The sequence below is a fragment of the Arthrobacter nitrophenolicus genome, from assembly GCF_045833485.1.
In the GTDB taxonomy this organism is placed as follows: Bacteria; Actinomycetota; Actinomycetes; order Actinomycetales; family Micrococcaceae; genus Arthrobacter; species Arthrobacter nitrophenolicus.
In genome coordinates, this window is the sequence record NZ_CP174504.1 from 2538564 (window position 1) to 2553958 (window position 15395).

At 67.4% G+C, this 15395-nt stretch carries 12 protein-coding genes, 1 pseudogene and 1 riboswitch; of the genes and pseudogenes, 9 read left to right on the top strand and 4 right to left on the bottom strand.

Features of this window, described 5'->3' with window-relative positions; translation table 11 throughout:
* Positions 1 to 15: 15 nt before the first annotated feature.
* Positions 16 to 1581, bottom strand: a complete 1566-nt coding sequence (locus ACJJV6_RS11910) for an MFS transporter (protein ID WP_009359165.1) — start codon at positions 1579 to 1581, stop codon at positions 16 to 18.
* An 84-nt stretch (positions 1582 to 1665) separates the two neighbouring features.
* Between ACJJV6_RS11910 and ACJJV6_RS11915 the strand changes: the two genes are divergently transcribed.
* The 5 genes and pseudogenes from ACJJV6_RS11915 (at position 1666) to ACJJV6_RS11935 (ending at position 8400) form a co-directional block, all read left to right on the top strand.
* Positions 1666 to 2202, top strand: coding sequence for a TetR/AcrR family transcriptional regulator (locus ACJJV6_RS11915; protein WP_009359166.1), 537 nt, complete (start codon positions 1666 to 1668; stop codon positions 2200 to 2202).
* A 93-nt stretch (positions 2203 to 2295) separates the two neighbouring features.
* A riboswitch (glycine riboswitch) is annotated at positions 2296 to 2393 on the top strand.
* Positions 2394 to 2576: 183 nt separating this feature from the next.
* Positions 2577 to 5441: an aminomethyl-transferring glycine dehydrogenase gene (gene gcvP, locus ACJJV6_RS11920; RefSeq protein WP_407709004.1), complete on the top strand. Its 2865-nt coding sequence runs from the start codon at positions 2577 to 2579 to the stop codon at positions 5439 to 5441.
* 67 nt (positions 5442 to 5508) lie between these two features.
* A complete protein-coding gene (gene gcvT / locus ACJJV6_RS11925; RefSeq protein ID WP_354177263.1) occupies positions 5509 to 6657 on the top strand; it encodes a glycine cleavage system aminomethyltransferase GcvT in 1149 nt (382 codons plus the stop codon).
* A 16-nt stretch (positions 6658 to 6673) separates the two neighbouring features.
* Entirely contained in the window at positions 6674 to 6841 is a 168-nt protein-coding gene (locus tag ACJJV6_RS11930; RefSeq protein WP_235047128.1) for a hypothetical protein, read from the top strand.
* 102 nt (positions 6842 to 6943) lie between these two features.
* Positions 6944 to 8400 (top strand): annotated as a pseudogene (locus ACJJV6_RS11935) (L-serine ammonia-lyase).
* Between the two features lie 34 nt (positions 8401 to 8434).
* Here the strand turns inward: ACJJV6_RS11935 and ACJJV6_RS11940 are convergent.
* Complete coding sequence (locus tag ACJJV6_RS11940) at positions 8435 to 8980, bottom strand: TspO/MBR family protein (protein WP_009358131.1); 546 nt, start codon at positions 8978 to 8980, stop codon at positions 8435 to 8437.
* Positions 8981 to 9058: 78 nt separating this feature from the next.
* Here ACJJV6_RS11940 and ACJJV6_RS11945 point away from each other — a divergent pair, with 78 nt between their 5' ends.
* The 3 genes from ACJJV6_RS11945 to ACJJV6_RS11955 all read left to right on the top strand — a co-directional run bounded on the left by ACJJV6_RS11945 (position 9059) and on the right by ACJJV6_RS11955 (position 13252).
* Positions 9059 to 10192, top strand: coding sequence for a peptidoglycan bridge formation glycyltransferase FemA/FemB family protein (locus ACJJV6_RS11945; RefSeq protein ID WP_083875056.1), 1134 nt, complete (start codon positions 9059 to 9061; stop codon positions 10190 to 10192).
* 104 nt (positions 10193 to 10296) lie between these two features.
* Complete coding sequence (locus ACJJV6_RS11950; protein ID WP_009358133.1) at positions 10297 to 11613, top strand: peptidoglycan bridge formation glycyltransferase FemA/FemB family protein; 1317 nt, start codon at positions 10297 to 10299, stop codon at positions 11611 to 11613.
* Between the two features lie 232 nt (positions 11614 to 11845).
* On the top strand, positions 11846 to 13252 hold the full coding sequence (locus ACJJV6_RS11955) for a threonine/serine exporter ThrE family protein (protein ID WP_035752866.1): 1407 nt from the start codon (positions 11846 to 11848) through the stop codon (positions 13250 to 13252).
* A 38-nt stretch (positions 13253 to 13290) separates the two neighbouring features.
* Here the strand turns inward: ACJJV6_RS11955 and ACJJV6_RS11960 are convergent, their stop codons facing one another.
* Positions 13291 to 14130: a siderophore-interacting protein gene (locus ACJJV6_RS11960; protein ID WP_009358135.1), complete on the bottom strand. Its 840-nt coding sequence runs from the start codon at positions 14128 to 14130 to the stop codon at positions 13291 to 13293.
* A 15-nt stretch (positions 14131 to 14145) separates the two neighbouring features.
* Positions 14146 to 14916, bottom strand: coding sequence for a uracil-DNA glycosylase (locus ACJJV6_RS11965; RefSeq protein ID WP_354177269.1), 771 nt, complete (start codon positions 14914 to 14916; stop codon positions 14146 to 14148).
* A 127-nt stretch (positions 14917 to 15043) separates the two neighbouring features.
* Here ACJJV6_RS11965 and ACJJV6_RS11970 point away from each other — a divergent pair, with 127 nt between their 5' ends.
* Positions 15044 to 15385 (top strand): DUF3263 domain-containing protein, encoded by a 342-nt coding sequence (locus ACJJV6_RS11970; protein ID WP_354177271.1) that lies wholly within the window; start codon positions 15044 to 15046, stop codon positions 15383 to 15385.
* Positions 15386 to 15395 lie beyond the last annotated feature (10 nt).

Consider the following 15395-nt stretch of genomic DNA (forward strand, 5'->3'; position numbering starts at 1 on the left):
TCCAGGCCTTCCGCCTTAGGCGGCTGTTGGGACTTTGCGAAGTACGACGGCGGCGAGGACCGCCGCCGCGGCCATCAGTACCAGCCCGATTGCCGCGGTGACGTGGACACCGGAGTCGAAGGCGGCCGCCGCGGCCTGTCGCACCGCGTCCGCCAGGGGTGCAGGCAGGGCGGCGGCCACATCCATGGCACCGGCGAGGGTTTCGCCGGCGTTGTGGATGGCGCCCGCGGATGCCGACTCCGCCAGGGCGTCCGGCAGCCGGAGATTGTGCTGGTAGGAAGCCGTCAGGATCGAGCCCAGTACCGCGGTGCCCAGGAGTGCGCCCACTTCGTAGCCGGTCTCCGAGATGGCAGCGGCGGCACCGGACTTCTCCGGCGGCGCGGCCCCCAAAATGAGGTCATTGGAAATGGTCTCGGCCGTGCCTACTCCCAGGGCAAGCACCAGCAGGGCTGCCAGCAGCAGTGAAGGGCCGCCGTCGTGGTTTCCGAAGCTGACCATGCTGTAGCCCGCGGCGCTGAAGGCCAGCCCGGCGGCCACCACGAACCCCGGCCGAACGCGCCGCACGAGCGGAACTACGGCCAGCCCGGCCACCACCGTGGCCACGAGGGCCGGGATCATCGCGATGCCCGCTGCCGAAGGGGACATGCCCTCAAGCAGCTGCAGGTGCTGGGCCAGGAAGAGGATGAATCCGTTGAAGGAAAAGAGGGCCAGGACGTTGGCCGTAATGGCCATGCTGAACACCCTGTTCCGGAACAGGGGCATATCCAGGAGTGGATTGGCCAGCCGCAGCTGCCGGCGCACGAAGACTGCGCCCATGGCCAGGCCGAAGGCGATGCCCGCGATGGCCGCCGGGCCGGCGCCTTCCGTGGCCAGTTCCTTGATGCCGTAGACCAGGGGAACCATCACCAGCAGGGACAGCAGGATACTGGGCACGTCCACGCGGCCCGGGGCGGGATCCTTTGACTCCGGAATGAAGGAAGGGCCGAAGGCCAGGAGGGGCAGCATGAGCGGCACGGCCACCAGGAACACTGCGCCCCACCAGAACTGCTCCACCAGCCAGCCGCCGAAGATCGGTCCCAGGGCCGCGCCGCCGGAGAAACCGGCGGCCCAAATGGCTACCGCCAGCCTGCGGCGGCTGGGCTGCGGAAAGATGTTGCGGATCAGGGAGAGCGTGGATGGCATCAGCATCGCGCCAAAGAATCCCAGGGATGCCCGGCCGGCGATCAGCCAGGCGGGGCTTGGGGCGAAAGCCGTGGCCGCGGACAGGGCGGCAAAGCCGATGCTGCCGATAATCAGCAGCTTCCGCCGGCCGATGCGGTCACCGAGGCTGCCCATGGACACCAGCAGGCCGGCGAGCACCAGCGGGTAAGCGTCCACGATCCAGAGGAGCTGGACGCCGGTGGGTTCCAGGGCGCGGGCGATGGCGGGCAGGGCAAAGGTGAGTGCCGTGTTGTCCACGGCAACCAAGAGGACCGGGAACATCAGTAAGCCCAGGGCCAGCCAGTCGCGCCAGGGCGCCCGGACGGCCGGGCCGCCGGCGGGTGCCGTTGGGGTCCTGGTGGTTGCTGCGGAAGTTGTCATGCGATAACTATACCGTCCAGACGGTATAGTTACGAATCCGGTCCGGTTGGAGGGGCCACCGCTCCAACGGGCATGATTAGACGCATGCCCCGAAAGCCCGTAGCCCGTGAAGCGGTCCTTGACGCCTTTGAAGCCCTCCTGATTGAGGTGGGGGAGCGCGCGGCAACCCTGGACGCCGTCGCGGCGAAGGCCGGAGTGTCCAAAGGCGGACTGCTGTACCACTTCCCGAACAAGGAAGCCCTGATCCAGGTGCTGCTGGACCGGCTGGACGGGCTGGCGGGAGCCGACGCCGATGCGATGGCAGCCGCCGGGGAGGGGGCTGCGGCCTACTTCATCCGCACATCCGTCTGGGCCGACACCCCGCTGGACCGCGCGATCGTCGCGGCAACCCGCCTGGCGGAGGTGGCGCACGAGGAAACGCGCCGCCGGTTTGCAGCGATCCAGCAGCGCTGGCTCGACGAGATCGCGGCCGACGTCGGCCCGGCCCTGGCCAAAGCAGTGCTGTACATGGGGGATGGGCTCTACTTCAACGCCATGCTGTCTGTGGGGCCGGTACCGCCGGGCGGTGCGGCCGCGGATGTGGACGAATTGCTGGCAGCCTTGGAACGCCTGCGGCGGTAGCCGGCCATTTGCCCCAGCCGCGGTGGCGTAGGACAATTGGGGGCTGTGGGAGCTGTCACCGGCCCCCGCACAGCAACCCAAATGAATAGCCCTTGATCTGCGGCGGGAGAGTTCTGCCGGATAGTACAGCAGGCGCCGTAGGAGCAAACCCTCCCCAGGAATCTCACAGGCCCATGTACCGCCGCGGCGAGGCGCCTCTGGAAAGCAGCAGGCAGTCCGCCTGGGTGACCCGCAGTGCGGGAAACCCGGGGCTGTTGTGTTCACCGACGGTGCAAGCGGGGCCATGCGCAAGCTGGCAACGCGGAAACTCTCAGGTCCAATACAGAGCGGGGAGGAACCCGAATCGCTGCGGCGTACCCTGCGCCGCCTGACTCATGGAGTTCCCCGTGACCGTTTCCCCGGCCCCTGCCACCGCCACTTTCGTTGACCGGCACATTGGTGCCCGCCGCCAGGCCGATGTCAGCGCCATGCTCAAGGCCGTCGGTTACGACACCGTGGATGCCCTCGTTGACCGGGCCGTGCCCAAGGACATCCGGCAGGATACGCCGCTGAAACTGTCCCCGGCACTGAGCGAGGTGGAGGCGCTCGCCGAGCTGCGCAAGCTTGCGGCCAAGAACAGGACTGCCGTCCAGATGATCGGGCAGGGCTACTACGACACCGTGACGCCGCCGGTGATCCGCCGCAACATCCTGGAATCCCCGGCCTGGTACACCGCCTACACCCCGTACCAGCCCGAGATTTCGCAGGGCCGGCTTGAGGCGCTCCTGAATTTCCAGACCATGGTCCAGGACCTTGTTGGACTGCCCATCGCCAACGCGTCCCTGCTGGATGAAGCCACCGCCGTGGCCGAGGCCGTCCTCATGATGCGCCGGGCCAATAAGAACAAGGATGCCCGGGACGGCAAGACTGTCCTGGATGCCGACTGCCTGCCCCAGACCATCGCCATTGTGAAGGGCCGCGCGGAAGCCCTGGGCTTCGAGGTGGAAATCGCCGACCTGTCTGCAGGCCTGCCGGACGGTGCCATCAACGGTGTGGTCCTGCAGCAGCCTGGTGCCTCGGGCCGGGTGTTCGACCACTCGGCAGTGATCGCGCAGGCCAAGGAGCGCGGCGCACTTGTCACGGTTGCCGCCGACCTGCTGGCGCTGACCCTGATCACCCCTCCCGGCGAGCAGGGTGCGGATATCGCCGTCGGCTCCGCCCAGCGCTTCGGCGTCCCGCTGTTCTATGGCGGCCCGCACGCCGCGTACATGGCAGTCCAGAAGGGCCTGGAGCGTTCGATGCCCGGCCGCCTGGTGGGGGTCTCCAAGGACGACGCCGGTGTCCCCGCCTACCGTCTGGCCCTGCAGACCCGCGAACAGCACATCCGCCGCGAGAAGGCCACGTCCAACATCTGCACCGCCCAGGCGCTGCTGGCCATCGTCGCTTCGATGTACGCCGTTTACCACGGTCCCGAGGGACTGAAAGCGATCGCGCAGACCGCGCACCGCCACGCCCGCACGCTGGCAGCTTCCCTGAAGGCTTCCGGCGCGGAGGTCCTGCACGGTTCCTTCTTCGACACCGTCACGGTCCGCGTCCCCGGCAGGGGAGCGGAGGTTGTCGCTGCCGCGGAGGCCAAGGGCATCAATCTGCGTTTCATCGACGCCGATACCGTGGGTATTTCCGTGGACGAAACCACGACGACGGCGACCGTCGCCGCCGTCGCGTCGGTTTTCGGCGGCGAGGCAGTGGGCTCCACCGGAGCCTTTGCACTCGACTCCGCCGTCGAACGCACCTCCTCCTTCCTGCAGCATCCGGTGTTCAATACGCACCGCTCCGAGACGCAGCTGCTGCGGTATATCCGGAAGCTGTCGGACCGGGACCTGGCGCTTGACCGGACCATGATTCCGTTGGGCTCGTGCACGATGAAGCTGAACGCTACGGCCGAGATGGAGGCCATTTCGTGGCCGGAGTTCGCCTCGATCCATCCGTTCGCCCCGGATTCGCAGACCGAGGGCTGGCGTGAGCTGATCACGGGCCTGGAGGCTGATTTGGCCGAGATCACCGGGTATGACCAGGTGTCCATCCAGCCCAACGCGGGGTCGCAGGGCGAGCTCGCGGGCCTGCTGGCGATCCGCGGCTACCACCGCTCCCGCGGTGAGGGCCAGCGCAACGTGTGCCTGATCCCTGCTTCCGCGCACGGCACCAACGCCGCCTCGGCGGTGCTGGCCGGGATGAAGGTCGTCGTGGTGGCCACCGCAGCCGACGGCACGATCGACCACGCTGACCTGTACGCGAAGATCGAGGCGCACAAGGACGCCCTGTCGGCGATCATGATCACCTACCCGTCCACGCACGGGGTGTACGACGGGGACGTCCGTGAGGTCTGCGATGCCGTGCACGCCGCCGGCGGGCAGGTGTACATCGACGGCGCGAACCTGAACGCCCTGGTGGGCCTGGCGCAGCCGGGCAAGTTCGGCGGGGACGTCTCGCACCTGAACCTGCACAAGACCTTCTGCATCCCGCACGGCGGCGGCGGGCCCGGCGTCGGACCCGTCGCAGCGAAGGCACACCTCGCACCCTTTATGCCCGGCAACGCGGCCACCTGGACCGAAGGGAACGATGTCCCCATCTCGGCGTCGAAGTTCGGTTCCGCGGGCGTGCTGCCCATTTCGTGGGCGTATGTGAAGCTGATGGGCGGTCAGGGCCTGACCGAGGCCACCAAGTCGGCGCTGCTGGCGGCGAACTATGTGGCGTCCCGGCTGAACGAGTACTTCCCCGTGCTCTACACCGGCGAGGGCGGGCTCGTGGCGCACGAGTGCATCCTGGACCTGCGCGAGCTCACCGCGAAGACCGGGGTCACCGCGGAGGATGTGGCCAAGCGGCTGATCGATTTCGGCTTCCACGCCCCCACCCTGTCCTTCCCCGTGGCCGGGACGCTGATGGTGGAACCCACCGAGTCCGAGGACCTGGCCGAAATCGACCGGTTCATCGAGGCGATGATCACCATCCGCAAGGAAATCGACCAGGTCGCCGCCGGCGACTTCGCCGTTGCCGATTCCCCGCTGCGCCGGGCACCGCACACGGCAGCCGCCGTCGTGTCCTCCGACTGGGACCGCGCCTACCCGCGCGAGCAGGCCGCGTTCCCGGTCCACCACCTCCGGCAGGACAAATACTTCCCGCCCGTCGGCCGGATCGACGGCGCCGCAGGCGACCGCAACCTCATCTGCTCCTGCCCGCCGCTCTCCGAGTTCGAAAACTGATTTCGGTGGTTGAGCCTGTCGAAACCCGGGTTTCGACAGGCTCAACCTCCGGCCCGAAAGGATCCCCATGACCGAGAACTACACAGCTCTCTACGAGCAGCACAAGAAGGCCGGCGCGTCCTTCACCGACTTCGGCGGCTGGCAGATGCCCCTCAAATACAACTCCGAACTGGCCGAACACCACGCCGTCCGCAAGAGCGCGGGGCTGTTCGACCTCTCCCACATGGGCGAAGTCTGGGTCACCGGCCCCCAAGCCGCAGCCTTCCTGGACTACGCGCTGGTGGGCAAGATTTCGGCCATGCCGGTAGGCAAAGCCAAGTACTCGCTGATCTGCAACGAGGACGGCGGCATCATCGACGACCTCATCACATACCGGCGGCCCGCTGCCGCGGACGGGACCGACGTCTTCCTGGTGGTCCCCAACGCCGGCAACGCCACCGTGGTTGCCGAGGCGCTGGCCGACCGGGCGGCATCCTTCGACGTCCAGGTGCGGGACGCATCAGCGGAAACCTCGCTGATCGCAGTGCAAGGGCCCAAAGCCGAGGAACTGCTGCTCCGCCTGGTCCCCGCCGCCAGCCACAACGAGGTCACGGACCTGAAGTACTACGCCGCAGTGGAGGTCCCGCTCCTGGTGGGCGGTGCAGGGCAGGAACTCCTGGTGGCCCGCACCGGCTACACCGGGGAGGACGGGTTCGAGATTTTCGTGCCCAACGATGCCGCACCCGCCTTGTGGCAGGCCCTCATCGCCATCGCCGATGAAGGGGAGCTCACCCCGGCCGGCCTGGCATCCCGCGACTCACTGCGCCTTGAAGCCGGCATGCCCCTCTACGGCAACGAACTCTCCCTGCAGGGCGACCCGTTCGCCGCCGGCCTGGGACCCGTCGTCGCGCTGTCCAAGGAGGGTGACTTCGTGGGCAAGGCCGCGCTGGCCGCCAAGAAGGAAGCCGGTGCCGGAACGACCTCCGGCCGCCGCCTCGTCGGACTAAAGGGACTCGGCCGCCGTGCCGGCCGTGCCCACTACCCGGTCCTTAAGGACGGCGTTCCCGTCGGCGAGGTCACCTCCGGGCAGCCCTCACCCACCCTCGGCTACCCGGTGGCCATGGCGTACGTCGACGTCGAACACACCGCCCCCGGTACGGCACTGCACATCGACCTCCGCGGTAAGGCAGAGCCGTTCGAAGTAGTCGAACTCCCGTTCTACCGCCGAGCCAAGTAGCACCGAAAGCCGGTGGTTGAGCTTGTCGAAACCCCTCGGCTGGCTCCGGGGCGGCCAGACCGGCACTGCCATGCGCTCCGTGGTTGCCTTTGGCCCGGTGGGACCGGCATCCTCCGCGTCGGCGGTCACCTTCGGGACCGGCGGACCGGACATTTTCACGCCTGCTGCTCGTTCCTCGCTTTGACGCAGGCTTTCGAAAAGTCCGGCTCCGCCGGCCCTGGTGCGCACGTCGCCTGGTGACGTGCCCGCTCCATCCCGACCACTTGTTTAGTTAGGAACCACGCACATGGCTGTTGGCGTTTTTGATCTCTTTTCGATCGGGATCGGTCCGTCGTCGTCCCATACTGTGGGGCCGATGCGGGCTGCTGCGGTGTTCGCGGAGGAGTTGAAGGCTTCGGGCGGGCTGGGGTCCGTGGCGGGGTTGCGGGTTGATTTGTACGGGTCGTTGGCGGCGACCGGGCACGGGCACGGGACGATGACCGCGATCCTGCTGGGGTTGGAGGGCTACCATCCGGAACTGATCCTGCCCGGTGAGGTGGAGGAACGGCTGGCCTCGATCGCGGAAACCGGGGTGTTGAACCTCGCCGGCGCCGGCGGCAGGGTGTGCCGTTGCCGTACGGGGTGAAGGACATGGTGCTGCGGCCGTTGACGGTGCTGCCGCGGCACACGAACGGGATGACGTTCACGGTCACCGACGCGGCCGGGGAGGTGCTGCATGCGGCGACGTTCTTCTCGGTCGGTGGCGGGTTCATCGTCCGGGAAGGCGAAGAGGACGCCGCGCAGCAGGAACTTGAGGCCTCCAAGCAGGAACTGCCGTTGCCGTTCCGGACCGCTGCGGAACTGTTGGCGCACTGCCGGGACACCGGGCTGGGCATCGCCGACGTGATGCTGGTCAACGAGAAAGCCTCCCGGACCGGGGAGGAGATCCGGGCCGGGCTGCTGCAGATCTGGTCCGTGATGGAGAACTGCGTGGCCACCTCGCTCAAGCGTGAAGGGGTGTTGCCGGGCGGGTTGAAGGTCCGCCGCCGCGCCCCGGACTGGTACGAACGGCTCAAGAAGGAAAGCGCAAACCCCGGCGGCGACAGCCAGGACCGGGATGCTGCGTGGGACGCGGGCCCGTTCGATCCCAGGTACTGGCAGGAGTGGGTGAACCTGGTGGCGCTGGCGGTGAACGAGGAGAACGCGACCGGCGGCAGGGTGGTCACGGCGCCGACGAACGGGGCGGCCGGGATCATCCCGGCGGTGCTGTTCTACGCCCTGCATTTCGCGCCGGGCATGGACAAAGCCACCCGGCAGGACCGGGACGGTGTGGTGGTCAGGTTCCTGCTGGCCGCGGGCGCGGTGGGGGTGCTGTACAAGGAACAGGCCTCGATTTCCGGGGCGGAGGTCGGCTGCCAGGGCGAGGTCGGCTCGGCGTCGTCGATGGCCGCGGCGGGCCTGGCAGAGGTGATGGGCGGGTCCCCGGCGCAGGTGGAAAACGCCGCGGAGATCGCGATGGAACACAACCTGGGCCTGACCTGTGACCCGATCGGCGGGCTGGTCCAGGTGCCCTGCATCGAACGGAACGCGATCGCTGCCGCGAAAGCGATCAACGCCGCGAAAATGGCGCTCTGGGGCGACGGCACCCACCGCGTCTCCCTCGACGAAGTCATCATCACCATGCGCGAAACCGGCAAGGACATGAGCGACAAATACAAAGAAACCGCCATGGGCGGCCTCGCCGTCAACGTCGTCGAATGCTGACCTGGGACGTCTCGATCCCGCCGGCCGCCCGCAGCTAGTTGTGGACGGCGGCCCACCAGTTCAAGGAGGCGGCGAACACCAGCCACGCCACGTAGGGCAGCAGGAGCAGGCCGGCAGTCCTGCTGATCGGGCCGAACTGCAGGACAGTAATGGTGACCGCGGCAATCAGCGCCAGGATGATGGCCAGCGCCAGCCACAAGGCAGCGGTGCCCAGCGTGGGATACAGGCCGAAGAACACCGGCGTCCAGACGAGGTTGAGTACGAGCTGGATGGCGTAGGCGGTCAGCGCGGGCCTGGTCTTCGCTGTCCTCTTCCGCCACACAAGCCATGCCGCAACGGCCATGGCCGTGTACAGCACGGTCCACACCGGTCCGAACACGAAGTTCGGCGGCGACCAGGGTGCTTTATCCGCCGTGGAGTACCACCCCTCCACGTTGTTGATGGTGGCCAGCCCGCCCAGCGCCGCGACCAGGAAGGACGCTGCCAGCAAGCCGGCCAGCACGGCCGCCTGGACCCCGCCGCGATACGGCACCGCGTTTTCTTCCGGCGGCGGCTTCAACTGTTCCCGGTCTTGCTGCATCCTTCCACCCTTGCGAGCCCCGGTGCCGGAGTCAAGGCGGAAGGCCGGTCCATCCGCAGGCTTTAGACTTGAGGCTGCATGTCCGCACACATCCACGAGTACCGAAACCGCGCATCAACCCGATTGGACACGGCCCCCTTGCGAGAATTCACCGCACGTTTTGCCACCGCCGAGGAAATTGAAAACTGGGACAAGCACGTCACGGCCAACCCGAACGGCGGCAACATGCTGCAGTCGGCCGCTTACGCCACGGTGAAAAACGGCAGCGGCTGGAAGGTCCGCTTCCTGGTGCTGGAAAACCCGGAAACAGCAAGCTACAACCTGGTACTGGAAAAGAAGTTCCCCGTGCTCGGCCGGCTGTGGTACCTGATCAAAGGCCCGGACCTTGCCGCGGCGGAAGATCTGAAGGCTGCGCTGCAAGCCTGCGCCGCGCTTGCCCGCGGGCGCAAACTCAACGTCTTCACCATCAAGATCGAACCGGACATTATCGACTCCACTGATGCCCGGGCGCAGCTGGCCACCGCCGGACTGGTCAAGGCGCCGAACATCCAGTCCAACGACTCCACCGCCCTGCTGGACATCTCCGGATCCGAAGAAACAGTCTTCAAAAACATCTCCTCCCGCGCCCGCAATGCGATCCGGCGGGCCGAACGGGAAGGCTGCGAAGTTGTGCGCATGGAACAGGGGCCCGAAACGTACCGCGCCCTGTACGACCTCATGGCGGACACGGTCAAGGCCAAGGGCTCGATGCCGCTGCGCAGCTATGAGTACTACGCCGCCTTCTGGGACGAATTCTGCAACCGGGGCCAGGGGAACTTCTTCTTTGCCTACGAGGACGGCAAGCCCAGTGTGGGCGCCTTCGTGATCAATTACGGCGCCAAAGCGACCTACAAGGACGGCGGCTCCATCCAGAACCGCAAACAATACGGCGACTCGCACCTGGTGCAGTGGGCAGCAATCCGGCGCATGCAGGAACTCGGCTGCATCGAGTACGACTTCTGCGGCACGCCACCGGCCTCGAGGATCAAGGACAAGAGCCACAACCTTTACGGCATGGGCATGTTCAAAACCAGCTTCACCAAAACGGTTACGGACTTCGTGGGCTGCCACGACTACGTGCTCTCGCCACTGCGGCACCGTCTCTGGGTCAAGGGCGCAGAAAGGGTGTTCCGCCGGATTGAAACGGCGCGGACCGGCCAGCAGTTCTACTGACCCCCACCTGTCCCGCGGCGCCGGCACCGGCACTGCGCCGCCCCAAGCCCCTCCCGCACCGCGGCGCACTGCCACGCCGCGAGAACACCGAAGAAGGTAACCCCTTGAATCCAGTCCCCACCGCCACCGGCCTTGAGTTCGCGGTCCTCAGCGATGCCGAGTTCGAGGCCTTCGCCCTGAAGCATCCGCAGAACAGCTTCCTGCAGTCCGTCGACTTTGCCCGGTTCCAGCGTGCCCGCGGCCAGGAGGTGGAACTCTTCGGCGTGCGCAGTGGCGGCGAACTCGTGGCAGCCGGCAAGCTGAACTACACCACGACGCGCCTTGGCTACACGGTCTGCGAATGCGCGAAGGGGCCGCTGGTGGACTACGCGGACACGGAACTGGTGCGCGCCGTCGTCGAACTCCTGCGGAAGCGAGCCGCCGAACGCAAGGCCGCCGAGCTGCGCATCTTCCCGAACGTCCACTACATTGCCCGGGACGAGGACGGTGCAGAACACCCCGAAGTGCTGGACAACCGTCCCCTCGTGGCGCAGCTGGAGGAGCTGGGGTTCCGGCACCAGGGCCTGGACATGGACTTCGTGAACGTGAACTGGATGTTCATCAAGAGCCTCGAAGGCATCCGGGACGCGGAAGAGCTGATCATGAGCACCAGCTACCGCACCCGGAAGGCAATCCGGAAGGCAGAGAAGAACGGTGTGTTCCTCGAGCAGGCCACGCTGGAAACGCTGGACGAGTTCTACGCCGCCCTGAGCCGGGCCGGGGACGAAAAGGGCTTCGTATACCGCGAGCGGGCCTACTACGAGCACCTGCTCCGCACCACGTCCCCCGAGTTCACCAAGCTCATGATGGCCAAGATCGACATCCCGGCCTACCGCAAGTCCATCACCGACCGCCTGGCCACTGAGTCCGCCACTGCCGCCGACCTCCGGCGCGAAGTGGAAGAGACCGGCAGCAAGAAGAAAGCCAACCGGCTCAAGGTGGTCCAGGACCTGGTGGACAGCTACGAGCGCAGCCTCAAGGACATCGAGCGGTTCCCGGACTCCGTGGGCGTTGCCACGGTGGCCGCCATCCACTTCGTCTGCTACGGCGACGAGGTGGTCTGCGTGATCGGTGGCACCGTCCAGGACTACATCTACTTCAACGGCGCCACGTCACTGTACTGGGGCATGATGCTGCACGCCCTGGAAAAGGGCTACCCGCGCTACAACTTCTACGGAACGTTCGGCATCTCCGGCCAGGACCAGGAGGGCCACGGCGGCTACGAGTTCAAGAAGGGCTTCGGCGGCGAAGTGGTCCAGCTGGTGGGTGGCTTCGCGATGCCCGTCCGGCCAGCCGTGTTCCATGCCAACCGGCTTGCGCGGGCGGCCGTCGCGGCGGCCCGCACCGTGCTGGGCAGGCTGCCCGGCAAACGCACATCCTGACCGGCACTCCGCACCGTATCCACACCGCCCCGGGAGGAGGGAACCCATGACCGACCGGCCCGAGCGCCCCGCGGCAGACCGCCCGCAGCGGGCAAAACCTGAGCCCGCAAAGCCTGAACCGGCCACCACAGGACCGGAACGCGCCGGAGCCGGACGTTCCGGCGCCGGATATCCCGGGGTCCGGCCGCACACCGACGGGCTGCCAAAGACGCAGCCGCTGACGGCTGCCCAGATGAGGCAGAACGCTGCGGCCAAGAAAATGCTGCGCCGGCTGGTCCAGGGCGAAAACCCGCCGACGGCGCCGCTCAGCATCGTGGACCGTCTGGCCGGCAGTCCCTACGCAAACCCCACCATCCAGGTGGGTGGCGTGGACACCTCGGCGCGCAAGACGCTCGACTTCGCCCTGCACCTGGCCGAGACCATGTTCCGCTACGGCGCCGGCGCGCTGGAGGTGGAAACCAGCATCATCGCGGTCACCGCGGCACTGGGGCTGAAGAACATCGAGGTGGACATCACCAACCAGTCCGTGGGCATCAACTACGCCCCCAAGGACCAGACGCCCATTGCGCTGCTGCGCGTGGTGCGGTCCTGGACCAACAACTATGCGGGCCTGGCCAAAGTGCACCAGCTGGTGACTGACATTGTGGCCGGGGGAGTGGGCCGCGACGAGGCCATCCGCAGGCTGAACGAGGCAATCACCAGCCCCAAGCCCTTTCCCCGCTGGATGGTCACAGTGGCCTTCGGCATTTTCGCGGCGGCGTTCGTGGGCGTGCTGGGCGGCGGCCCGGTGTCCTCGGCCATCGCGTTCGTTGCCAATATCGCCATCAGCCTGCTGGCGCGCCAGCTGGGACGGTGGCGCGTGCCTGACTTCTTCATTACCGCCAGCTGCTCCTTCGTGGTGACCCAGCTGGCCCTCCTGCTCTGGCAGTTCGGCCTGACCACCTCGCCGGCGATCGTGGTGGTGGGCGGCATCCTCCTGCTGCTTCCGACCGGGCGCCTGGTCTCGTCCGTGCAGGACGCCATCAACGGGTTCCCCGTCACGGCTGCCGGGCGGTTCCTGTCAACGCTGCTGACCTTCGGCGCCATCGTTGCGGGCATCGCCGTCGCGTTTGTCGTGGGTGAACTGACGGGGATGCAGCGCATCGACGTCACCCAGACGTTCCCGCCGGCCTATGACCTGTGGGTCCTGGTGATCCTTGTGGCGGTGGCTGTGATGGCCATCGGCATCACGGAACAAACCACTTGGCAGCTCCTGCTGCCCACCGCGGCTGTGGGCGTCGCCGGCTACTTCGTCCTGCTGGGCGGCGGGCTGCTCGGCATCGGTGACCGCTTCTCGCCCGCCCTCGCCGCAGTGGTGATCGGCCTGCTGGCGCGCGTGGTCGCCCTCCGCCTGGGGGCGCCGCAGCTGGTGGTGGCAGTCCCCGCGGCGCTGATCCTGCTTCCGGGCCTCACCATTTTCCGTTCCATGTACGTGCTCACCATCGAGGAGGCCGAGATCCTGCTGGGCGCCGGCGGCATGCTGAGCGCGGGCGCCATTGTGCTGGGAACGGCCGGGGGAATTGTCCTGGGCGACACCCTTGCGCGGCCCCTGACCCGGAGCCTGGCGAGCAACGAGCGGCGCCGCGCCCGCCGCCGGTAGTCCGGCACGCGGGCGGTTCCGGGCTGCGGGGCCGCGGGTCAGATCTGGCCGACCGGGAGCTTCTTTTCGGCCTGGAACACGTCCTCCACGCGTCCCTGCGCCCAGTAGCCGGACAGCGACACCTGCCTGCGTTCCAGGCCGCGCTGGGCGAAGAAGATCTCCCGGAGAGCCTTCATATAGCCCCGCTCGCCGTGTGCAAAAACGTCCACCGTCCCGGCCGGCCACTCGGCGCCGGCCACAGCGCTGACCAGCTGGTCGCTGGACCCGGCAGGTACGCCGTGACGGAACAGCCAGGTGATCTTCACGCCGGCGGGTGCGGAGAGCGGCTGCACGTCGGCGTCGGAATCCACCTCGAGGAAGGCCAGGCCTGTCGCCTCCGGAGGCAGCGCCTCCAGGCTTGCCGCGATGGCAGGCAGTGCTGCCTCGTCGCCGGCAAACAGGTACCAGTCAGCCTCCGGGTTTGGGTTGTAGGCGCCACCCGGACCGGTGAAGGTCAGCGGATCGCCGGGCTCGGCCTTGGCCGCCCAAGGGCCGGCCAGCCCCTCATCGCCGTGCACCACGAAATCTATGGCCAGTTCCCGGGCAGCGGGATCAACCCAGCGCAGAGTGTACGTGCGGGTGTAGGGCCACTGCTCGCGCGGCATGGTGTCCCGGATGCTCCACAGGTCAAGGGGAGCGGGGTATTCGACGCCGGGCTGCGGAAAGACAATCTTCACGTACCGGTCCGCGAAGCCGTTGTTGACGAAGTCGGCAAAGCCCGGCCCGCCGGCCACGATGCGCACCATGTGCAGCGAGAGCTGTTCCCGGCGGAGCACTTCAAGGCTGATCTGGGGACGGCTCTTTTTGGTGGCGGTGGTGGCGGCGGGAACAGTGCTCATAAGGCAAGCCTAACCTTAAGGAACCGGTGGAAGCTCCCAGGTTACGTCCCCTGCACCCTGCTCCCGCAGGAGCCGGTTCACCTGGCTGAAGGGCCGGGAACCGAAGAAACCGCGCGACGCGGACAACGGGCTCGGATGGGCGCTGGACACCACCGGCGTATCGCCCAGCAGCGGCCGGACGGACTCGGCCTCCTTGCCCCACAACAGCGCCACCAGCGGCATCGGTGCGCCGTCCGGGGACTGCCGGGCGGCAACTGCGGCGACGGCCGCCGTCGTGATTTTCTCCCAGCCCTTGCCCCGGTGCGAGCCCGCGGCACCGGCGCGTACCGTCATCACCCGGTTCAGCAGCAGCACGCCCTGCTCCGCCCAGGCGGACAGGTCGCCATGGACCCGGGCCGGGATGCCGAGGTCCGCCTCCAGTTCACGGTAGATGTTCGCGAGGCTGCGGGGGATGGGCCGGGTGCGCTTGTCAACGGAGAATGAAAGGCCGACGGCGTGACCCGGCGTGGGGTAGGGATCCTGGCCCACCACCAGGACCTTCACGCCGGCAAGGGGCTGGCGGAACGCGCGCAGGACGTTCGACGGCGACGGCAGCACCTGGTGCCCCGCCGCCACCTCATCCGCCAGGAAACCGAGGACGGCACGAAGCTCGGATTCCACTCCTGCCAGCGCCCCGGCCCAGTCCGGAGCCACGAGGTCCGCAAGCGGACGCCGCGCGAGTTCTGCGAACCCGTCCGTTCCGGCAGGGTCCTGGTCCAGTTCGAACAAGGCGTCTGATTCAAGCACCGTCCCATTCTTGCAGGGGAGTTGAGTCGCCGGGCCACGGACAGGACTCCGGCGCAAATGACAAGGCTGTTATTCGTCCGTAGCATGGGGGTAGGACATTTTCCCCTAGACCTCGAAGGAGTGTGCCGTGGCGGAACCGGCCCGGGAACATCTGCCCGAGGAATTGCCGGAGCAGGAACCACGGAACACCCTGCTGGCGGACTTCAGGCTGCGCGAGTCACCGCTCAGCGAACGCGAGCAGCAGATGCTGGCGCTTGAGCGCCAGTGGTGGAAGTACGCAGGGGCCAAGGAACAGGCCATCCGGGAGCACTTCGACCTCTCTGCCACCCACTATTACCAGCTGCTGAACGCCCTGATCGACCGCGAGGATGCACTCGCCCACGATCCCATGCTGGTCAAGAGACTGCGTAGACTACGTACGTCCCGCCACCGGGCCCGGACTGCCCGGCGCCTGGGCTCCGACGCCTAGGACCCCCGCG

Coding starts and splice junctions, on each gene's coding strand:
- ACJJV6_RS11910 (WP_009359165.1), bottom strand. CDS start 1,581: ATGACAACTTCCGCAGCAACCACCAGGACCCCAACGGCACCCGCCGGC.
- ACJJV6_RS11915 (WP_009359166.1), top strand. CDS start 1,666: ATGCCCCGAAAGCCCGTAGCCCGTGAAGCGGTCCTTGACGCCTTTGAA.
- gcvP (WP_407709004.1), top strand. CDS start 2,577: ATGGAGTTCCCCGTGACCGTTTCCCCGGCCCCTGCCACCGCCACTTTC.
- gcvT (WP_354177263.1), top strand. CDS start 5,509: ATGACCGAGAACTACACAGCTCTCTACGAGCAGCACAAGAAGGCCGGC.
- ACJJV6_RS11940 (WP_009358131.1), bottom strand. CDS start 8,980: ATGCAGCAAGACCGGGAACAGTTGAAGCCGCCGCCGGAAGAAAACGCG.
- ACJJV6_RS11945 (WP_083875056.1), top strand. CDS start 9,059: ATGTCCGCACACATCCACGAGTACCGAAACCGCGCATCAACCCGATTG.
- ACJJV6_RS11955 (WP_035752866.1), top strand. CDS start 11,846: ATGAGGCAGAACGCTGCGGCCAAGAAAATGCTGCGCCGGCTGGTCCAG.
- ACJJV6_RS11960 (WP_009358135.1), bottom strand. CDS start 14,130: ATGAGCACTGTTCCCGCCGCCACCACCGCCACCAAAAAGAGCCGTCCC.